Origin of the sequence: Streptomyces sp. NPDC090127, from assembly GCF_044746945.1 — a bacterium.
In the GTDB taxonomy this organism is placed as follows: Bacteria; Actinomycetota; Actinomycetes; order Streptomycetales; family Streptomycetaceae; genus Streptomyces.
The window spans coordinates 362,542-381,320 of record NZ_JBIVDE010000006.1 but is presented as its reverse complement, the minus strand read 5'-3'; the positions used below and the strand labels follow the sequence as shown (position 1 = coordinate 381,320).

Sequence of the window (18,779 nt, the reverse complement as noted above, 5' to 3'; positions counted from 1 at the left end):
CGCCCCCGCTTCCGGCCGCCCGGCTCCCAACCGCCCCGGCTTCCGGCCGCCCGGCTCCGGGCCGCCCGGCTCTCGACCGCGCGTCCCCCGAGCCCCGGCCCGTTGGGCGCCCCCCTGGGGTGCCCCGGGGCCCGGTCCCGTCAGGGCCCCGCGCCCCCGCCCCTACCGCTCAGCTCACGCCGACAGGCCCAGTTCGCGGGCGATCAGCATGCGTTGGACCTCGCTCGTGCCCTCGCCGATCTCCAGGATCTTGGAGTCGCGCCACATGCGGGCCACCGGGTACTCGTTCATGAAGCCGTAGCCGCCGTGGATCTGGGTCGCCTCGCGGGCGTTGTCGACCGCGACCGTGGAGGAGTACAGCTTCGCCAGCGCCGCCTCCTTCTTGAACGGCTCGCCCAGCACCAGCCGCGAGGCCGCGTCGCGCCAGCCGATGCGGGCCATGTGGGCGCGCATCTCCATGTCCGCGATCTTGAACTGGATGGCCTGGTTGTCGCCGATCGGGCGGCCGAAGGCGTGACGTTCCTTCGCGTACTTCACGGACTCGTCCACACAGCCCTGCGCCAGGCCGGTCGCGAGCGCCGAGATGGCGATCCGGCCCTCGTCCAGGATCCGGAGGAACTGCGCGTACCCACGGCCCTCGTCGCCGAGCAGGTTCGCGGCCGGCACGCGGACGTTGTCGAAGGACAGTTCGCGGGTGTCCGAGGCGTTCCAGCCGACCTTGGAGTAGGGCGCGGCGACCGTGAAGCCGGGGGTGCCGGAGGGGACGATGATCGAGGAGATCAGGGGGCGGCCGTCGGGCTTGCGGCCGGTGACGGCCGTGACGGTGACCAGCCCCGTGATGTCCGTACCGGAGTTGGTGATGAAGCACTTCGAGCCGTTGATGACCCAGTCGTCGCCGTCGCGGACGGCGGTGGTGCGGGTGCCGCCGGCGTCGCTGCCCGCGCCGGGCTCGGTGAGGCCGAAGGCGCCGAGGATCTCGCCCGAGCACATCCGGGGGAGCCACTCCTGCTTCTGCTCCTCGGTGCCGAAGCGGTAGACCGGCATCGCGCCCAGCGAGACGCCGGCCTCCAGGGTGATGGCGACGGAGGAGTCGACGCGGGCGAGTTCTTCGAGGGCGATGCCGAGGGCGAGGTAGTCGCCGCCCATGCCGCCGTACTCCTCGGGGAAGGGCAGCCCGAACAGGCCCATGCGGCCCATCTCGCGGACGATCTCGTACGGGAACTCGTGGCGCTCGTAGTAGTCGCCGATCTTCGGAGCGATGACGTCGTGCGCGAACTCCTCCACCGTGCGGCGGAGTTCCTCGTGCTCTTCGGAGAGACGGTGGTCGAGGGACATGGGTACGTCACTCCTTGTGGGAGAGGGCGCGGACGGTACGGGAGGGGCTCGGTCGGCCCAGTTGTTCGGCCATCCACACGCTGGTGGCGGTGAGGGCGGCCAGGTCGACCCCGGTCTCGATGCCGAGGCCGTCGAGCATCCACACGAGGTCCTCGGTGGCGAGGTTGCCCGTGGCGCTCTTGGCGTAGGGGCAGCCGCCGAGGCCGCCGGCGGAGGCGTCGACGGTGGTGACGCCGTGCCGGAGCGCGGCGAGGGTGTTGGAGAGGGCCTGACCGTAGGTGTCGTGGAAGTGGACGGCCAGGCGTGCCGTCGGGACGCCCGCCTCGGTGAGCGCGTGGAGCAGTGCCTCGACGTGGCCCGGGGTGGCGACTCCGATGGTGTCGCCGAGGCTCAGTTCGTCGCAGCCCATCTCGGCGAGGGCCTTGGTGACGCGGACGACCTGCTCGACGGGGACGGCGCCCTCCCACGGGTCGCCGAAGCACATGGAGAGGTAGCCCCGGATGCGCAGGCCCTGCTCTATGGCGCGGGTGACGACCGGCTCGAACATGGTGAGGGCCTCGTCGACGGTCCGGTTGAGGTTGGCCTTCGCGAAGGACTCGGTGGCCGAGGCGAAGACGGCGATCTCACGGGCGCCGAGGGCGAGTGCCCGGTCGAGGCCGCGTTCGTTCGGCACGAGGACCGGGAGGCGGGCCGGGACGTCCGCGAGGAGCGGGAACAGCGCCTCGGCGTCCGCCAGTTGGGGGACCCACGTGGGGTGGACGAAGCTGGTCGCCTCCACGGTGGAGAGGCCGGCGGCGGCGAGCCGCCGGACGAACTCGGCCTTCGTGGCGGTCGGGACGACGGTCTTCTCGTTCTGGAGTCCGTCGCGGGGGCCGACCTCGTGGATCCGGACCCGGTCGGGGAGCCCGGGGGCGGGCACGCGCATCGGCAGGCCCGTGGTCATGATTCCTCCCTGGGGGTCACCACGGCGAGGATCTGGTCCATGGCGACGGTGGAGCCGGGGGTGACGTCCAGCTCGGTGACGGTGCCGGCGTGCGGGGCGGAGATGACGTGTTCCATCTTCATGGCCTCGACGACGAGCAGGCTCTGCCCGGCGACGACCTCGTCCCCGACGGCCACCTTGACGACGGTGACGGTCCCGGGCATGGGCGCGGCGAGCGTGTCGGCGCCGCCGTGCCGGGCGCCGGTGAGGGCGGCGGCGACGGGGTCGTGGTCCTGGACGTGCCAGGAGTCGCCGTCGCGGCCGAGGAAGGCGCCGCCGCGGTGGAAGTGGTGGACGACGCCGTCCACCGTGACGGTGACCGACGTGTCCGTGACGCGGGCACCGGCCGGTGCCTCGACCATGACGGGTTCGCACCCCGGCACGCGCAGCGGGAAGGGCAGCGGCGCGGGACGGCCGCCCATGCGCCAGCCGCTGGGCACCGCGTACGGGTCCGTCCAGCCGTCCCGGGGCGCGGGGGCCAGCGCGGCGAGCCGGACGGCGGCAGCCGCCGCGTACACCTCGTCCGGCACGCCCGTGGGCACCAGGCTCTCGGCGTCCCGCTCGACCAGGCCCGTGTCCAGGTCGCCGCTCACCACCGACTCGTGGGCGAGCAGGCGGCGGAGGAAGCCGGCGTTGGTCTGGACGCCGAGGGTGACGGTGTCCGCGAGGGCGGCGCGCAGCCGGCGCAGCGCGGTGGGGCGGTCCTTCGCGTGGACGATGACCTTGGAGAGCATCGGGTCGTAGAGGCTGCCCACCTCGGTGCCCTCGCTCAGGCCCGAGTCGGTGCGGACGCCGTCGCCCTGGGGCTCGTGCAGGGAGAGGATCGTGCCGCCCGACGGGAGGAAGCCGCGCGACGGGTCCTCCGCGCAGATCCGGGCCTCGATCGCCCAGCCGTCGAGGCGGATGTCCGGCTGGGCGAACGGCAGCTTCTCGCCCGCCGCCACCCGCAGCTGCCACTCCACCAGGTCCAGGCCCGTGATCAGCTCGGTCACCGGGTGCTCCACCTGGAGGCGGGTGTTCATCTCCATGAAGTAGTACGAGGACGGGTCCTCGCCCGGCACGATGAACTCGACCGTGCCCGCGCCCACGTAGCCGCAGGAGCGGGCCGCCTCGACCGCCGCCTCGCCCATCGACGCCCGGAGTTCGGGCGTCAGCAGGACGCTGGGGGCCTCCTCGATGATCTTCTGGTGGCGGCGCTGGAGCGAGCACTCGCGCTCGCCCAGGTGCACCACGTTGCCGTGCCGGTCCGCCAGGACCTGGATCTCGATGTGGCGCGGCCGGTCGATCCAGCGCTCCACCAGGAGCGTGTCGTCGCCGAAGGACGACCGCGCCTCCCGACGCGCCGACGCGATCTCGTCCGTCAGCGTCGACAGGTCGCGGACCAGGCGCATGCCCTTGCCGCCGCCGCCGGCCGACGGCTTCAGCAGCACCGGCGCGCCCAGTTCCCGCGCCGCCGCCTCCAGTTCGGGGTCGGCCGCGCCGGGGACGACGGGGACGCCCGCCGCCTTCACGGTCTCCTTGGCCCGGATCTTGTCGCCCATGAGCGCGATCGCGGTCGCCGGGGGGCCGATGAAGGTCAGGCCCGCGTCCTCGCACGCCTGCGCGAAGGCGGCGTTCTCCGCGAGGAAGCCGTAGCCGGGGTGGACCGCCTGCGCGCCCGTGCGCCGGGCCGCGTCGAGGAGGGCTTCGACCGAGAGGTAGCTCTCCGAGGCGGGCGGCGGGCCGATCCGTACCGCCGTGTCCGCCTCCCGTACGTGACGGGCCTCGGCGTCCGCGTCGCTGTAGACCGCCACCGAGCGGACGCCGAGCGCGCGGAGGGTGCGGATGACGCGGACCGCGATCTCGCCGCGATTGGCGACGAGCACTGTGTCGAACATGGACTCCCTCACATCCGGAAGACGCCGAACTGGGGTTCACCCAGGGGCGCGTTGGCACAGGCCGTCAGGGCGAGGCCCACCACCTGGCGGGTCTCCATGGGGTCGATGACCCCGTCGTCCCAGAGCCGCGCCGTCGCGTAGTAGGCGTTGCCCTGGGTGTCGTACTGCGTGCGGATCGGGGCCTTGAAGGCCTCCTCGTCCTCGGCGCTCCACTCGTCGCCGAGCTGGTCCCGCTTGACGGTCGCGAGGACGGACGCCGCCTGCTCGCCGCCCATGACCGAGATCTTGGCGTTGGGCCACATCCACAGGAAGCGCGGGGAGTACGCCCGGCCGCACATCGAGTAGTTGCCCGCGCCGTACGAGCCGCCGACGACCACCGTCAGCTTCGGCACGCGCGTGGTCGCCACCGCCGTGACCATCTTGGCGCCGTGCTTGGCGATGCCGCCCGCCTCGTAGTCCTTGCCGACCATGAAGCCCGAGATGTTCTGCAGGAAGAGGAGCGGGATGCCGCGCTGGTCGCACAGCTCGATGAAGTGCGCGCCCTTCTGGGCGGACTCGGAGAACAGGATGCCGTTGTTGGCGACGATCCCGACCGGGTGGCCGTGGATCCGGGCGAAGCCGGTGACCAGGGTCTGCCCGTACTCCGCCTTGAACTCCTGGAAGCGCGAGGCGTCCACGATCCGCGCGATGACCTCGCGGACGTCGTAGGGGGTACGGGAGTCCACCGGCACCGCGCCGTAGAGCCCCGCCGGGTCCACCTTCGGCTCCTCCACCGGCTCGACCGACCAGGGCAGCGCGCCCCGGGCGGGGAGGGTGGCGACGATGTTCCGGACGATCCGCAGGGCGTGCGCGTCGTCCTCGGCGAGGTGGTCGGTGACCCCGGACGTCCGGGAGTGCACCTCGCCGCCGCCCAGCTCCTCCGCGGTGACGACCTCGCCGGTCGCCGCCTTCACCAGCGGCGGTCCGCCGAGGAAGATCGTGCCCTGGTTCCGTACGATCACGGCCTCGTCGCTCATCGCCGGGACGTACGCGCCGCCGGCCGTGCAGGAGCCGAGGACGGCCGCGATCTGGGGGATGCCGGCGCCGGACATCCGCGCCTGGTTGTAGAAGATCCGGCCGAAGTGCTCGCGGTCGGGGAAGACCTCGTCCTGCATCGGTAGGAAGGCGCCGCCCGAGTCGACCAGGTAGAGGCAGGGGAGACGATTCTCCAGCGCCACCTCCTGGGCCCGCAGGTGCTTCTTCACCGTCATCGGGTAGTACGTGCCGCCCTTGACGGTCGCGTCGTTCGCCACGATCACGCACTCGCGGCCGGAGACCCGTCCGATGCCGGCGATGACCCCGGCCGCCGGTGCCGCGTCGCCGTACATCCCGTTCGCCGCGAGCGGGGCGAGCTCCAGGAACGGGGAGCCCGGGTCGAGGAGCGTGTCCACGCGGTCCCGCGGCAGCAGCTTGCCGCGCGCGGTGTGCCGGGCGCGGGCCTTCTCGCCGCCGCCGAGCGCGGCCGCCGCGAGCTTGGCGCGGAGCGCGGCGGTCAGCTCCTCGTGCGCCGCCTCGTTGGCCTGCCAGGCCGCCGACGCGGGGTCCGCCGCGCTCGTCAGCACAGGTGCCTGCTGCATCCCTCGAGCTCCCTTGCTCGGTTAATGAGCGTTAACGTATGGGGATCAGGTTAACGAGCGCTAACCCGGTTGTCTAGAATCGTCTTCATGACCACCACCGCCAGGACCGACGCCCCCACGCGACGCGAGCAGATCCTCAAGGAGGCCGCTCGCCTCTTCGCCGAGCGCGGCTTCCACGGCGTGGGCGTCGACGAGATAGGAGCCGCGGTCGGCATCAGCGGCCCCGGGCTCTACCGCCACTTCCCCGGCAAGGACGCGATGCTCGCGGAGCTGCTCGTCGGGATCAGCGAGCGGCTCCTGGACGGCGGCCGGCTGCGGGTCGGCGACGCCGCCGGCGACCCCGGGGCGCTGCTCCGCGCGCTCGTCGACGGGCACATCGACTTCGCGCTCGACGACCGGCCGCTGATCACCCTGCACGACCGCGAGCTGGACCGGCTCAAGGACGAGGACCGCAAGCGGGTGCGCCAGCTCCAGCGGCAGTACGTCGAGCTGTGGGTGACGGCGGTGCGGGAGCTGTACCCGGCGGCCGGCGAGGGGGAGGCCCGGGCGGCCGTCCACGCCGTCTTCGGGCTGCTGAACTCGACTCCGCACCTGGCCGCGTTGGGGCGCGGGGCCATGGAGGAGCTGCTCAGGCGCCTGGCGCACGGGGCGTTCGGGGCGCTGGCGGAGGCGTAGCCACCGGTCCACGGGGTGGAAACGGGCGGCCGTCGCCCCGGCGGCCCGGCAGAATGAGCACCATGCCGATACTCAGTCGCCCCGCCCTCGTCGAGCACCTCGTCCGGACCCGGATCGCCGGAGACGTCGCCACCCCGCGCGACAACAACCTCTCCCACTACCGCAAGCTCGCCAACGGCGACCGGCACTACTGGCTCGGTCTGGAGCTCGGCGACCGGTGGACCGACGAGCAGGACGTGCTCGCCGTGATGGCCGAGCGCTGCGGGGTGAACGACGACCCCGCCCACCGCATCGGGCAGGACACCATCGACCCCGAGCTGACCGTCGACGCCCTCGACCGGGCCGCCGCCCGGCTGCGCAAGGCCGCCGCCGGGAAGCAGCGGGTGCTCTTCGCGACCGGCCATCCGGGCGCGCTGATCGACGCCCACAGCCGGGTCGCCGCCGCGCTGCGGGCCCGGGGCTGCGACATCGTACGGATCCCCGGCGGGCTCACCGCCGACGAGGGGTACGTGGTGCAGTTCGCGGACGTGGCCGTCTTCGAGCGGGGCGCGACGCTCTGGCACACCCATTCGCCGGAGCCCATGAACGCGATCCTGGACGGCCTGGAGGCCCTGGGCGAGCCCCGTCCGGACCTCGTCGTCGCCGACCACGGCTGGGCCGGGCGCGCCGGTCAGCGCGGGATCGACTCCGTCGGCTACGCCGACTGCAACGACCCCGCCCTCTTCATCGGCGAGGCCGAGGGCACGATGGAGGTCACCATCCCGCTCGACGACCACGTGATCGACCCCCGCTCCTACGAGCCGCTCACCGACTACCTGCTGGACGCGTCCGGCCTGCTCTGACGCTGCCCCAGGCCGGGTGTCGGGTCCAGGTAGACCCGGCGGATCGCCGGGAAGCGCTCCCGCAGCTGCTGCTCGGCCTCCTCGCACGCCCACTCGACCTGTTCCGCCGAGGACACGTCACGGAAGTCGACCTTCGCCGCGATCATGACCTCCTGCGGGCCCTGGATCAGCGTCGTCAGGTCCAGGACGTCGATGATGTGCGGGACCGACAGCAGCTCCTCGCGGATCTCCGCCCGCATCCGCCGGGGCACCGGACGGCCGATCAGCAGCTCCGCGTTGGAGCGGCCGAGCACCCAGGCCACGTAGACGAGCAGGGCGCCGATGAGGATCGAGGCGACGCCGTCCCAGACGCTGTCGCCGGTGAGCTCGACGCCGAGCAGGCCGCCCGCCGCCAGCAGCAGACCGGCGAGGGCGGCGGAGTCCTCCATCACGACGGCCTTGACCGTGGTGTCGGGGGTGAGCCGCAGATAGCGGCCGAAGGGCGCTCGCGCGCGCTCCGCCTCGCCCCTGACCTGCCGGACGCCCGTCCGCAGGGAGAAGCTCTCCAGGACGAAGGCGACGGCGAGCACGATGTACGACAGGAGCGGGTCGCCGACCTCCTCGCCCTGGACGAGGGTGTGGATGCCGTCGTAGAAGGAGAAGACCGCGCCGCCGACGAAGGTGGCGACGGCGGCCAGCATCGCCCAGACGTACCGCTCGTTCGCGTAGCCGAGCGGATGGTCCTCGTCGGCCGGCTTCTCGCTCCGCTTGAGCGCGGTGAGCAGCATGACCTCGGTGACGGTGTCGGCGACGGAGTGGGCCGCCTCGGAGAGCATCGCGCTCGATCCGCTGACGATCCCCGCGACGGCCTTGGCGGCGGCGATCCCGAGGTTCGCCACCGCCGCCACGATCACCGTGAAGGTGCTCTCGCCGTTCTGCGAGCGGTCCGCCGAGTCGTTCGCCGAGCCGTTCGCCGCGCCGTTCCGCGAGCCGGCCGCCGAGCCGTTCCGTGAGTCGTCGGTGCGTGCCATGGTCGGACGGTATGTCCGATCATCAGCGCGGAACGCGAACGACACCCTCCTGGATGACGGAGATCGCCAGCTGACCGTCCTGCGTGTAGATCCGGGCCTGGCCGAGCCCCCGCCCGCCCGACGCGGACGGCGACTCCTGGTCGTACAGCAGCCATTCGTCGGCCCGGAACGGCCGGTGGAACCACATCGCGTGGTCCAGCGAGGCCCCGACGACGTCCCCGACCGCCCAGCCGCCCCGCCCGTGGGCGAGCAGCACCGAGTCGAGCAGCGTCATGTCGGAGACGTACGTCGCCAGGCAGACGTGCAGCAGAGGATCGTCCGCCAGCTTGCCGTTGGTGCGGAACCAGACCTGCGAGCGCGGCTCGCGCGGCTCACCGACCGAACCCCAGGGCGGGGTGTCGACGTACCGCAGGTCCACCGCCGCCCGCGCCTCGACGAGCCGGGCCGCGACGTCCGCCGGCAGGTGCCGGGGCAGCATCTCGGCGGCCGTCGGCAGGGACTCCGGGTCCGGCGCGGCGGGCATGTCGTACTGGTGCTCCAGCCCTTCCTCGTACGTCTGGAACGACGCGGAGAGGTGGAAGATCGGCTGCCCGTGCTGGACGGCGACGACCCTCCGGGTGGTGAAGGAGCGGCCGTCGCGGATGCGGTCCACGGTGTACACGATCGGCGCGCCCGGGTCCCCGGCACGCAGGAAGTACGCGTGCAGGGAGTGGGCGAGACGGTCGGCGGGGACCGTCCGGCCCGCCGCCACCAGCGCCTGGGCGGCCACCTGGCCACCGAAGACGCGGGGGACGACGGCGGAACGGGACTGCCCCCGGAAGTAGTTCTGCTCGATCTGCTCCAGGTCGAGCAGATCGAGCAGAGCGTCGAGCGCCTCGGGCACTTACAGGCCCATCGACTTCGCGATGATCGACTTCATGATCTCGCTGGTGCCGCCGTAGATGCGGTTGACGCGGTTGTCGGCGTACAGCCGCGCGATCGGGTACTCGTTCATGTAGCCGTAGCCGCCGTGCAGCTGGAGGCAGCGGTCGATGACGCGGTGCGCGACCTCGGTGCAGAAGAGCTTGGCGCTGGCGGCCTCGGCCGGGGTCAGCTCGCCGGCGTCCAGGGCCTCCAGGGCACGGTCGGCGACGGCCTCGGCCGCGTCCACCTCGGCCTGGCAGGCGGCCAGTTCGAACTTCGTGTTCTGGAAGGAGGCGACCGGCTTGCCGAAGACCGTGCGGTCCGTGACGTACTGCTGGGCGAACCGGACGGCGGCCTTGGCCTGCGCGTAGGCGCCGAAGGCGATGCCCCAGCGCTCGGAGGCCAGGTTGTGGCCGAGGTAGGAGAAGCCCTTGCCTTCCTCGCCGAGGAGGTCCTCGACCGGCACCTTCACGTCGACGAACGCCAGTTCGGCGGTGTCGGAGGTGCGCAGGCCCAGCTTGTCCAGCTTGCGGCCGATGGAGTAGCCCTCGGACTTGGTGTCCACGGCGAAGAGGGAGATGCCGAAGCGGCGGTCCTCGGCCGTCGGGGCGGACGTACGGGCGCAGACGATCACGCGGTCGGCGTGGACGCCGCCGGTGATGAAGGTCTTCGCGCCGTTGAGGACGTAGTGCGTGCCGTCCTCGGAGAGCTTGGCCGTGGTCTTCATGCCCGCGACGTCGGAGCCGGTGCCCGGCTCGGTCATCGCCAGCGCCCACATCTCCTCGCCGGTGACGAACTTCGGCAGGTAGCGCTTCTTCTGCTCGTCGGTGGAGAGCATCTTGATGTACGGCAGGGCGAGCAGCACGTGCACGCCGGAACCGCCGAACTGCACGCCCGCGCGCGAGGTCTCCTCGTAGAGGACGGCCTCGAACTTGTGGGTGTCCAGGCCCGCGCCGCCGAACTCCTCGGGGACGTTGATGCCGAAGATGCCGAGCTCGCCGAGCTTGTCGTAGAACTCGCGAGGCGCCTGGCCCGCGGCGAACCACTCGTCGTAGACGGGGACGACCTCGGCCTCGATGAAGGCGCGGATGGTCTCCCGGAACGCCTCGTGGTCCTCGTTGAATACCGTACGGCGCACGAGCCGCCTCCTTCGGAGTCCTGGACATAAGTCTAAGCGCTTGCTCAGTCAAGTTACCCATCGGTTCTCACAGCTGTCCAGGGGTGGGCGCGCAGGGTTGCCCACATCACGTCCGCGTCCCGTCCGCCCTCATGGGGTGGGAGCCCAGCGGAGGCCGACGGGGTCGTACGCGAAGACCGGCCCGCGTGGCGCGCTCGTACGGAACGGGCGGCCGTCGTCGTCGATCCGGGCCGTGCCCCGGCGCCCCTCCGAGCTCCACTCCAGCTCCAGGTACCAGCGGCAGTCGCAGCCCGCCGCCCCCGCCGAGACCAGCAGCTCCTCCGGCTCGGCGGCGCTGACCGTGTACGGGAAGGAGACCGCCGGGAGCGTCCGGCCCTCCTCCCCGGAGGCGTCGTACCCGTCCAGCGCCCGCGCCAGCGGTCGCGGCCGGTCCAGGTTCACCTCGAAACGGCGCGGCGTCACCGCCCCGCCGCACCCGTCGTCCATCCGGTACGCGGCCCACGGCAGCGGCGCGCCCCGCTCCACCACCCGCACGTGCAGCGCCTGGAGCACCACCGCCGCCGCGCCCTTCCCCTGCACCGACACCCGCACCAGCGTCTCCCCGCCGTCCACGGCCCGCTGCGCCGCCGCCCAGCTCCGCGCGTCGGCCGCCTCCGGCGGGGGAGGGGGCGTCCGCTCCACGAGGTAGGTGTGCCCGCACCCGTTCTTCCAGAGGTGCGAGGCGACCGTCCACGTCAGCGGCGCCGGTGGTTCGGCGGCCCGCTCCCGGGTCTTCCCGGGCAGGAGTACGGCTCCGAGCGTCACCGTCCCCACGACCGCCAGCGTCCCGCCGACCAGGCCCCACCACCCCCACCGGCGCCTCCGCCGCTCGGACGGGAGGCCCGGCACGCGCGCGTGCACGGGTTCCAGCTCGGGCTCGGACGCGGGCTCGGTCGCAGGCTCCGGGGTCGGCTCGGGCTCGGGTTCGGACGCGGGCCCCGGGGTCGGCTCGGGCTCCGGGGTCGGCTTCGGTTCCGGGCCGGGCTCGGGCTCGGACGCGGGCTCCGGGGTCGGCTCGGGCTCCGGCACCGGAGGGCGACGGGTGCGGTCGGCGCGGCTCCAGGCCGCCTCCAGGGCCCGCCGCTCCTCCTCGTCCGCCCCGCACAGCAGGGCGAGGTGGTCGACCACGGCGAACCCCTCCGGGACGGTCGCGCCCGAGCAGTAGCGGTGGAGCGTGGACGCGCTGACGCTCAGGCGCCGGCCCAGCGCCTCGTAACTGCGCCCGTCCCGCGCCTTCAGCGCGCGCACGAGCCGCGCGAACTCCTCTACGGCGGCGACCTTCGGCATTCCATCCCCCTCGAACCTGCGTCCCACGCTTCATGTCCTTGCACGTCAGTGGGGGTGGGATGGTTCCGGGACGGGTGGAGGGCGCGTCACCGTTGCAAGCAACGGCCCCCGGTCCGACGCTGGTCGAGCACTGACCGAACGACCTGACGGGGGATCCACCACCATGAACAAGCTCCGTACCGCACTCGCCACCGGCGCCGCTGCCGCCCTGGGCCTCGCGGCCCTCGCCACGGCCCCGGCGCAGGCCGCTGCCCAGCCCGCCTTCCTCGCCGCCTCCCAGATGCCGCCGTCGTCGACGCCGTGGACCGCCACCCAGGTCTTCACCGGCATCCCGGAGAACGGCGGCGCCCTCTGCGCCCCGTACAAGATCCCGGCGCAGAACACCCGCTATCGCGAGTTCACCACCGAGCTCGACACCAACGGCGTCCAGATCACCACCGTCGCCCGCACCGAGGCCGACGCCGTGAAGCTGGTCGACACCCTCCGCAAGGCCCTCGCCGGCTGCGGGCCCCTGCTGGAGCAGCAGAACCCGGGCCTGCACGCCGTCAGCGCCTCCCACGGCAAGCTCGCCGTCGAGGAGGGTGCCTGGGTCTACAGCCTGGACACGGCCGACCCGCAGATCGGCATCACCGACATCCACCTCTTCTCCGTCGGCCGCGACGGCCGCACCGTGACCCTCGTCCGCTGGGGTCAGATGGGCGACGTCGAGGACGCTCCGCTGACGGCCTTCCGCACGACGACGAAGACCGCCGTCAACAAGCTCTGGCCCTGAGCGTCGCGCGGCGTTCGCCCTCGGCCGTCACAGCCGGCCGAGGGCGAACCACAGCTCCATCCGTACGTCCACGTCGTCCAGGTCCACGCCGAGGAGCGTGGCGCAACGGCCGATGCGCTGGCGCACGGTGTTGCGGTGGATCTCCAGGGCGACGGCCGTGCGGTCCCAGTTGCCGTGCAGCGAGAGCCAGGTGCGCAGGGTCTCGGTGAGCGGTTCGCCGAGGGGGGCGAGCAGGGTCCGGGCGTACGCGGTGGCCTCCGCCCCGTCCATCAGTCCGCCGAACCCGGCGGGCCGGTGGCGTACGAGCTCCGTGCGGCCCGCCTCGGCGCGGCGCAGCGCCCGCGCGGCCTGGGCGTCGCCGACCGCGAGGTCGCCGGCCTCGACGGGGGCGCTGACGCCGAGGGTCCAGCCGGGCTGGGCGGTCACGGGTGAGGAGGCGGGCAGCAGGAGCCGGACGGTCACGGGGGTGCCGTCCGGCCGCCCGCCGCCCGCGTCCACGTCGGGGGCCCCGCCGGGACCACGGCTCCCGTCCGCGCCCCGACCGGGGCCACCGCTCCCCTCCGCGCCCCGACCGGGGCCACCGCTCCCCTCCGCGCCCCCGCCGGGGCCACCGCTCCCGTTCGCGCCCCGGCCGGGGCGGCCCGCGCCGCCGCCCGCGTCCACCAGGGGTGTCCCCAGCGCGGCCGCCAGGCTCGCGGCCGCGAAGGGGGTGCCGTCGCCGCCCCGGGCGTGGACGACCGTCCAGGGGCCCGGGCCGAGCGTCCCCGCCGCCTCCTCCGCCCCGGCGCCGAGGAGCAGGCGGACCAGGGCCGTGTCGCGGGCCGAGACGTCGGCGCCCCGGTGCGGGGCCGTGAGCAGGGAGAGCAGGACGACGGCGACGCCCGCGATCGTGTGGTCCCCGGGCTCCCGGCTCTCCGTCGCGACCCCGAGGGTCAGTCCGTCGCCGCCGCCCAGCGCGTACGCGGCGAGGCGCAGCCCCGCGCCCTCGCCGCTCGCCGTGGCCGGGCCGCCGGGCCGGGGGCCCACCACGCCCGCCAGGTCGACGAGGGCCCGGGACACCTCGTCCGGCAGCTCGCGGCCCGCCGCCGCGTACGGCGTGCCGTCCGCCGCGTAGAGCACCGCGCGCCCGCCGAGCCGGGACGCGAGCGCCCCGAGGACGGCCGGGACCGGCGCGGGCCGGGCGGCCGCCGACGCCAGCGACTGCTGGGCCTCGGTCACCCGCCGCAGCTCCCGGTGGCGGGCCTCCGCCATCAGCCGCCAGACGGCCCGGGCGACCGCGGTGAACGGTGTGTGCGGGGGTACTTCGAGCAGCGGGAGCCCGTGCCGCTCGCACGCGGCGACCAGGTCCGCGGGCACGGTGTCGTACACCGGCGTGACGCCGAAGCCGAGCGCCGCCGCCCCGGCCGCCACGACCCGTTCGACGTACTGCGCCGGGTGGGCGAGCTGCACGCCCGCCGTCATCAGCAGCTCGCCGCCGAGCAGGTACGGGTACGGGTCGGCCATCTCCGAGGTGTGCACCCAGTGGACGGCGGCGTCGTCCGGGCCGGCGAGCAGCCGGAGCCCGAGGTCCTTCCGGCCCAGCAGCGCGGCAAGGGAGACCGGCGGGGCGGGCGGGGCGGGTGGTGCGGACGTGGGCTCCTGGGCGGGCATCGCTATGGACCTTTCGTACATCGCGCCGCGTGAACAGTGGATGAAACTTACGCTTCATCGTCGCTTTCCGGCCACCTAACCTCGTGCCATCCAGCGGCCGCGGGTACGGGCGGATGTCCTCGCGATCAGTCACTGGAGTCACTCCACCCGCACGACACGCCACCGAACGCACGAGGGAGGGCCCCATGGCCGTCGACTACACAGTGATCGTCCTGTATTTGGCCGGCATGCTCGCCATGGGCTGGTGGGGCATGCGCCGCGCCAAGTCCAAGAGCGAGTTCCTGGTCGCGGGCCGCCGGCTCGGCCCCTGGATGTACTCCGGGACCATGGCCGCCATCGTCCTCGGCGGTGCGTCCACGATCGGTGGTGTGGGCCTCGGCTACAAGTACGGCCTCTCGGGCGCGTGGATGGTCTTCGCCATCGGCCTCGGCCTGCTGGCCCTCTCCGTCTTCTTCTCGGCCCGGATCGCCCGGCTGAAGGTCTACACCGTCTCCGAGATGCTCGACCTGCGCTACGGCGGCAAGGCCGGCGTCATCTCGGGCGTGGTCATGTGGGCGTACACGCTGATGCTCGCGGTCACCTCGACCATCGCGTACGCCACGATCTTCGACGTCCTCTTCGACCTGCCGCGCACCCTCGCGATCGTCCTCGGCGGCGCCATCGTCGTCGCCTACTCGACGCTCGGCGGCATGTGGTCGATCACGCTCACCGACATGGTGCAGTTCGTGGTGAAGACCATCGGCGTGCTGATCCTGCTGCTGCCGATCGCCGTGATCAAGGCCGGCGGCTTCGCCGAGATGAAGGCCCAGCTGCCCACCGAGTACTTCGCGCCGCTCGGCATCGGCGGCGAGACGATCTTCACGTACGTGCTGATCTACACCTTCGGCATGCTCATCGGCCAGGACATCTGGCAGCGGGTCTTCACCGCCCGGACCGACAAGGTCGCCAAGTGGGGCGGCACCGTCGCCGGTACGTACTGTCTCGTCTACGCCCTGGCCGGCGCCGTCATCGGCACCGCCGCCAAGGTGCTCTACCCGAAGCTGCCCAGCGCCGACGACGCCTTCGCGACCATCGTCAAGGACGAGCTGCCGATGGGTGTGCGGGGCCTGGTCCTCGCCGCCGCGCTCGCCGCCGTGATGTCCACCTCCTCCGGCGCGCTGATCGCCTGCGCCACCGTCGCCAACAACGACATCTGGTCGCGGCTGCGCGGGCTGACCGACAAGGGCTCCGGCGGGAACGACCACGACGAGGTGAAGGGGAACCGGCTCTTCATCCTCCTCATGGGCATCGCCACGATCGCCATCGCCATCGCCCTCAACGACGTCGTGCAGGCGCTGACCGTCGCCTACAACCTGCTGGTCGGCGGCCTGCTCGTGCCGATCCTCGGCGGCCTGCTGTGGCGCCGGGGCACCGTCCAGGGCGCGCTGGCCGCGGTCACCGTCGGCGGCCTCTCCGTCATTGGCCTGATGTGGGCTTACGGAATCCTGGCAAATGAGCCTGTTTACTACGGATTGTTGGCCTCGCTCGCCGCATATGTGATCGTTTCCCTGGCGACCCGCCCGACGGACGCCGCCGTGCTCGCGAACTGGCGAGCCCGGCTGGCGGGCCAGGACACCCCCGAGGCCGACCCGACGACGCCGGAGACCGTGCCGGCGCCGGCGACCGGCTGACGGACCGCAGACTCCCGGCCGGGGCCCGAGACGACCCTCGGACCCCGGCCGGACACCACCGACACACCCAGGAGGACCCGACCATGAGCAGCAGCGACCAGAACGCCTTCCGCGGCCCGACCGACTCGTCCCGCATCCCGCGGTACGCCGGCCCCGCGACGTTCGCCCGGCTGCCGCGACTCGACGAGGTCGGCACCACCGACATCGCCGTGGTCGGCGTCCCCTTCGACAGCGGTGTCTCCTACCGCCCCGGCGCCCGCTTCGGCGGCAACGCCATCCGCGAGGCCTCCCGCCTGCTGCGCCCGTACAACCCGGCGCAGGACGCCTCGCCGTTCGCCCTGGCGCAGGTCGCGGACGCCGGTGACATCGCCGCCAACCCGTTCAACATCAACGAGGCCGTCGAGACGATCGAGGCCGCCGCCGACGACCTGCTCTCCTCGGGCGCGCGGATGATGACCCTGGGCGGCGACCACACCATCGCGCTGCCGCTGCTGCGCTCCGTCGCCAAGAAGCACGGCCCGGTCGCGCTGCTCCACTTCGACGCGCACCTCGACACCTGGGACACGTACTTCGGCGCCGAGTACACCCACGGCACCCCGTTCCGCCGCGCCGTCGAGGAGGGCATCCTCGACACCGAGGCGCTCTCGCACGTCGGCACGCGCGGCCCGCTGTACGGCAAGCAGGACCTGACCGACGACGAGAAGATGGGCTTCGGCATCGTCACCTCGGCGGACATCTACCGCCGCGGCGCCGACGAGGTCGCCGACCAGCTGCGCCAGCGCATCGGCGACCGCCCGCTCTACATCTCCATCGACATCGACTGCCTCGACCCGGCCCACGCCCCCGGCACCGGCACCCCGGAGGCCGGCGGCATGACCTCGCGCGAGCTCCTGGAGATCCTGCGCGGCCTGTCCTCCTGCAACCTGGTCTCGGCGGACGTGGTGGAGGTCGCCCCGGCCTACGACCACGCGGAGATCACCGCGGTCGCGGCGTCGCACACGGCGTACGAACTGACCACGATCATGAGCCGCCAGATCGCGGAGAGCCGCGCGGCGCAGTGACACCGGGTCGGACGGTGCCCACCCGTGCCGCCGGGACGGCACGTCCGGGCACCGTCCGACCACCGGCCGCCCGCACCCGACCGACCGAGCACTACCTGGGGACCCGCCATGACCCACGACCACGACCTCGTCCTGCGCCCCACCGAGGCGCAGACCGCCGCCGCGCTGAACCCGCCCGCCGGGCGCAACGGCGGTGACCTCGTCGTCGAGACCCTCACCGGCCTCGGCGCGACCACCGTCTTCGGGCTCCCCGGCCAGCACGCGCTCGGCATGTTCGACGCGCTGCGCCGCTCCTCGCTCACGTACGTCGGACTGCGCGTCGAGAACAACGCGGGGTTCGCCGCCGACGCGTACGGCCGGATGACCGGCGAGGCGGCCCCGCTGCTGCTCTCCACCGGCCCCGGCGCGCTGATGTCGCTCGCCGCGCTCCAGGAGGCGGCGGCCGCCTCCGCGCCGGTCCTCGCCATCGGCAGCCAGATCCCGGCGGCCGGGCTCGGCGGCGGCCGGCACGGGTACCTGCACGAGCTGCGCGACCAGCAGGCGTCCTTCCGGGACATCGTGAAGTCCGTGCACACGGTCCGTACGCAGTCGCAGATCCCGTCCGCGATCGCGGCGGCCTGGGAGTCGGCGCTGACCGCCCCGCACGGGCCGGTCTGGGTGGAGATCCCGCAGGACGTGCTGCTGGCGGAGACGCGCCTGCCCGTCGTCACGGCGATGGACGCGACACCCGAGGAGGTCGTCCCGCGCCCCGAGCTGACGGCGGTGGCGGCGCACCTGCTGGCGAACGCCGAGCGGCCGGCGATCATCGCGGGCGGCGGGGTCGTGCGCTCCGACGCCACCGGCAAGCTGCGCGCGCTCGCGGAGCGGATCGCGGCGCCGGTGGTCACCACCTTCGGCGGCAAGGGCGCCTTCCCGTGGGAGCACCCGCTGTCGCTCCAGTCCTGGCTGGAGGACCGGCACACCACCGACTTCCTGGAGGACGCGGACGTCCTGCTGGTGGTCGGCTCGGGGCTCGGCGAGCTGTCGTCGAACTACCACACCTTCGCGCCGCGCGGCCGGGTGATCCAGATCGAGGCGGACGCGGGCAAGCTGGAGTCCAACCACCCGGCGCTCGGCATCCACGCGGACGCCCGGCTGGCGCTCCAGGCGCTCCTGGAGACGGTTCCGGTACGTCAGGACGCGACGGCACCGGACCGGGTACGGGCCGTCCTGACGAAGGTCAGGGACCGGATCGCGGCGCAGGACCTCGGCCTGGAGCAGCGGATCGTGGCCTCGGTACGGGAGGCGCTGCCGGACGACTCGCCGAGCTTCTGGGACATGACGATCCTGGCGTACTGGGCCTGGTCCGCCTTCGACCCGCGCCACCCGAACACCATGCACTCGGCGCAGGGCGCCGGCGGCCTCGGCTACGGCTTCCCGGCCGCCCTCGGCGCGGCGGCGGCCGACCCGACCCGCCCGGTCCTCGCGGTCTCGGGCGACGGCGGCGCGATGTACTCGATCGCGGAACTGGCCACGGCCAAGCAGTACGGCTCGAACGTGACGTGGCTGATCGTCGACGACGGCGGCTACGGCATCCTGCGCGAGTACATGACGGACGCCTTCGGCGAGGCCACGGCCACCGAACTGGCCCGCCCGGACTTCGTGGCCCTGGCCGAGTCCTTCGGCGTCCCGGCCCTCACGACGACCCCGGAAACCCTCACGGCCGACCTCACGAAGTCCCTCGCGACCCCGGGCCCGTCGGTCGTGGTCCTCCCGGCCCTCCTCCACATGTTCGAACCGACGCACCTCTGAGTCGGACCGTTCCGCGTCCTGGGCCGTCCCGGCCCGAGCGCCGCGACCGTCCCCGCACCCCAGCCCCCGTTCTGGGTGCGGGGGGCGTAGGCGCGGGCGTCGCCGCCTCCGGGGTCCTAGGACCAGCGACC

General features: G+C 73.2%; 15 protein-coding genes. 6 read left to right on the top strand and 9 right to left on the bottom strand.

Translation table 11 applies throughout. The features are described 5' to 3' along the window. Positions 1–174: 174 nt before the first annotated feature. Genes ACIPPS_RS23675 through ACIPPS_RS23660 form a run of 4 tightly spaced genes read right to left on the bottom strand, consistent with a single transcriptional unit; the run spans position 175 to position 5,810 of the window. The gene (locus ACIPPS_RS23675; protein ID WP_401435412.1) at positions 175–1,335 is read right to left on the bottom strand and encodes an acyl-CoA dehydrogenase family protein; all 1,161 of its coding nucleotides are present in this window, start codon (positions 1,333–1,335) and stop codon (positions 175–177) included. 7 nt (positions 1,336–1,342) lie between these two features. Then, a complete protein-coding gene (locus ACIPPS_RS23670) occupies positions 1,343–2,278 on the bottom strand; it encodes a hydroxymethylglutaryl-CoA lyase (RefSeq protein ID WP_401435409.1) in 936 nt (311 codons plus the stop codon). Then, positions 2,275–4,194, bottom strand: coding sequence for an acetyl/propionyl/methylcrotonyl-CoA carboxylase subunit alpha (locus ACIPPS_RS23665; protein WP_401435407.1), 1,920 nt, complete (start codon positions 4,192–4,194; stop codon positions 2,275–2,277). The genes ACIPPS_RS23670 and ACIPPS_RS23665 overlap by 4 nt, the downstream gene beginning before the upstream one ends. Before the next feature lie 8 nt (positions 4,195–4,202). After that, the gene (locus ACIPPS_RS23660) at positions 4,203–5,810 is read right to left on the bottom strand and encodes a carboxyl transferase domain-containing protein (protein WP_401435405.1); all 1,608 of its coding nucleotides are present in this window, start codon (positions 5,808–5,810) and stop codon (positions 4,203–4,205) included. A gap of 87 nt (positions 5,811–5,897) precedes the next feature. On the opposite strand from ACIPPS_RS23660, the gene ACIPPS_RS23655 reads away from it, so the two are divergent. Both ACIPPS_RS23655 and ACIPPS_RS23650 read left to right on the top strand, forming a co-directional pair. Beyond that, positions 5,898–6,485, top strand: a complete 588-nt coding sequence (locus ACIPPS_RS23655; RefSeq protein ID WP_401435402.1) for a TetR/AcrR family transcriptional regulator — start codon at positions 5,898–5,900, stop codon at positions 6,483–6,485. Between the two features lie 62 nt (positions 6,486–6,547). Next, the gene (locus tag ACIPPS_RS23650) at positions 6,548–7,327 is read left to right on the top strand and encodes a phosphatase (protein ID WP_401435399.1); all 780 of its coding nucleotides are present in this window, start codon (positions 6,548–6,550) and stop codon (positions 7,325–7,327) included. On the opposite strand, the gene ACIPPS_RS23645 is transcribed toward ACIPPS_RS23650, so the two are convergent. From ACIPPS_RS23645 to ACIPPS_RS23630, 4 genes are all read right to left on the bottom strand, one after another. Beyond that, positions 7,297–8,337, bottom strand: a complete 1,041-nt coding sequence (locus ACIPPS_RS23645; protein ID WP_401435397.1) for a cation diffusion facilitator family transporter — start codon at positions 8,335–8,337, stop codon at positions 7,297–7,299. The genes ACIPPS_RS23650 and ACIPPS_RS23645 overlap by 31 nt on opposite strands. Before the next feature lie 22 nt (positions 8,338–8,359). Next, on the bottom strand, positions 8,360–9,220 hold the full coding sequence (gene tesB / locus ACIPPS_RS23640; RefSeq protein WP_401435395.1) for an acyl-CoA thioesterase II: 861 nt from the start codon (positions 9,218–9,220) through the stop codon (positions 8,360–8,362). Next, positions 9,221–10,378 carry an acyl-CoA dehydrogenase family protein gene (locus ACIPPS_RS23635; protein ID WP_315892126.1) on the bottom strand — a complete coding sequence of 386 codons (1,158 nt, stop codon included), beginning with the start codon at positions 10,376–10,378 and terminating at the stop codon, positions 9,221–9,223. Positions 10,379–10,507: 129 nt separating this feature from the next. Then, positions 10,508–11,731, bottom strand: coding sequence for a helix-turn-helix domain-containing protein (locus ACIPPS_RS23630; RefSeq protein WP_401435393.1), 1,224 nt, complete (start codon positions 11,729–11,731; stop codon positions 10,508–10,510). Between the two features lie 136 nt (positions 11,732–11,867). Here ACIPPS_RS23630 and ACIPPS_RS23625 point away from each other — a divergent pair, with 136 nt between their 5' ends. Beyond that, a complete protein-coding gene (locus ACIPPS_RS23625; protein WP_401435391.1) occupies positions 11,868–12,476 on the top strand; it encodes a hypothetical protein in 609 nt (202 codons plus the stop codon). 27 nt (positions 12,477–12,503) lie between these two features. Here ACIPPS_RS23625 and ACIPPS_RS23620 read toward each other — a convergent pair whose 3' ends face one another. Beyond that, complete coding sequence (locus tag ACIPPS_RS23620) at positions 12,504–14,126, bottom strand: PucR family transcriptional regulator (protein WP_401435388.1); 1,623 nt, start codon at positions 14,124–14,126, stop codon at positions 12,504–12,506. 185 nt (positions 14,127–14,311) lie between these two features. Between ACIPPS_RS23620 and ACIPPS_RS23615 the strand changes: the two genes are divergently transcribed. The 3 genes from ACIPPS_RS23615 to ACIPPS_RS23605 all read left to right on the top strand — a co-directional run bounded on the left by ACIPPS_RS23615 (position 14,312) and on the right by ACIPPS_RS23605 (position 18,648). Beyond that, positions 14,312–15,796 (top strand): sodium:solute symporter, encoded by a 1,485-nt coding sequence (locus tag ACIPPS_RS23615; RefSeq protein WP_401435385.1) that lies wholly within the window; start codon positions 14,312–14,314, stop codon positions 15,794–15,796. 83 nt (positions 15,797–15,879) lie between these two features. Further along, complete coding sequence (gene speB / locus ACIPPS_RS23610) at positions 15,880–16,857, top strand: agmatinase (protein WP_401435383.1); 978 nt, start codon at positions 15,880–15,882, stop codon at positions 16,855–16,857. Between the two features lie 108 nt (positions 16,858–16,965). After that, a complete protein-coding gene (locus ACIPPS_RS23605) occupies positions 16,966–18,648 on the top strand; it encodes a thiamine pyrophosphate-binding protein (RefSeq protein WP_401435381.1) in 1,683 nt (560 codons plus the stop codon). Positions 18,649–18,779 lie beyond the last annotated feature (131 nt).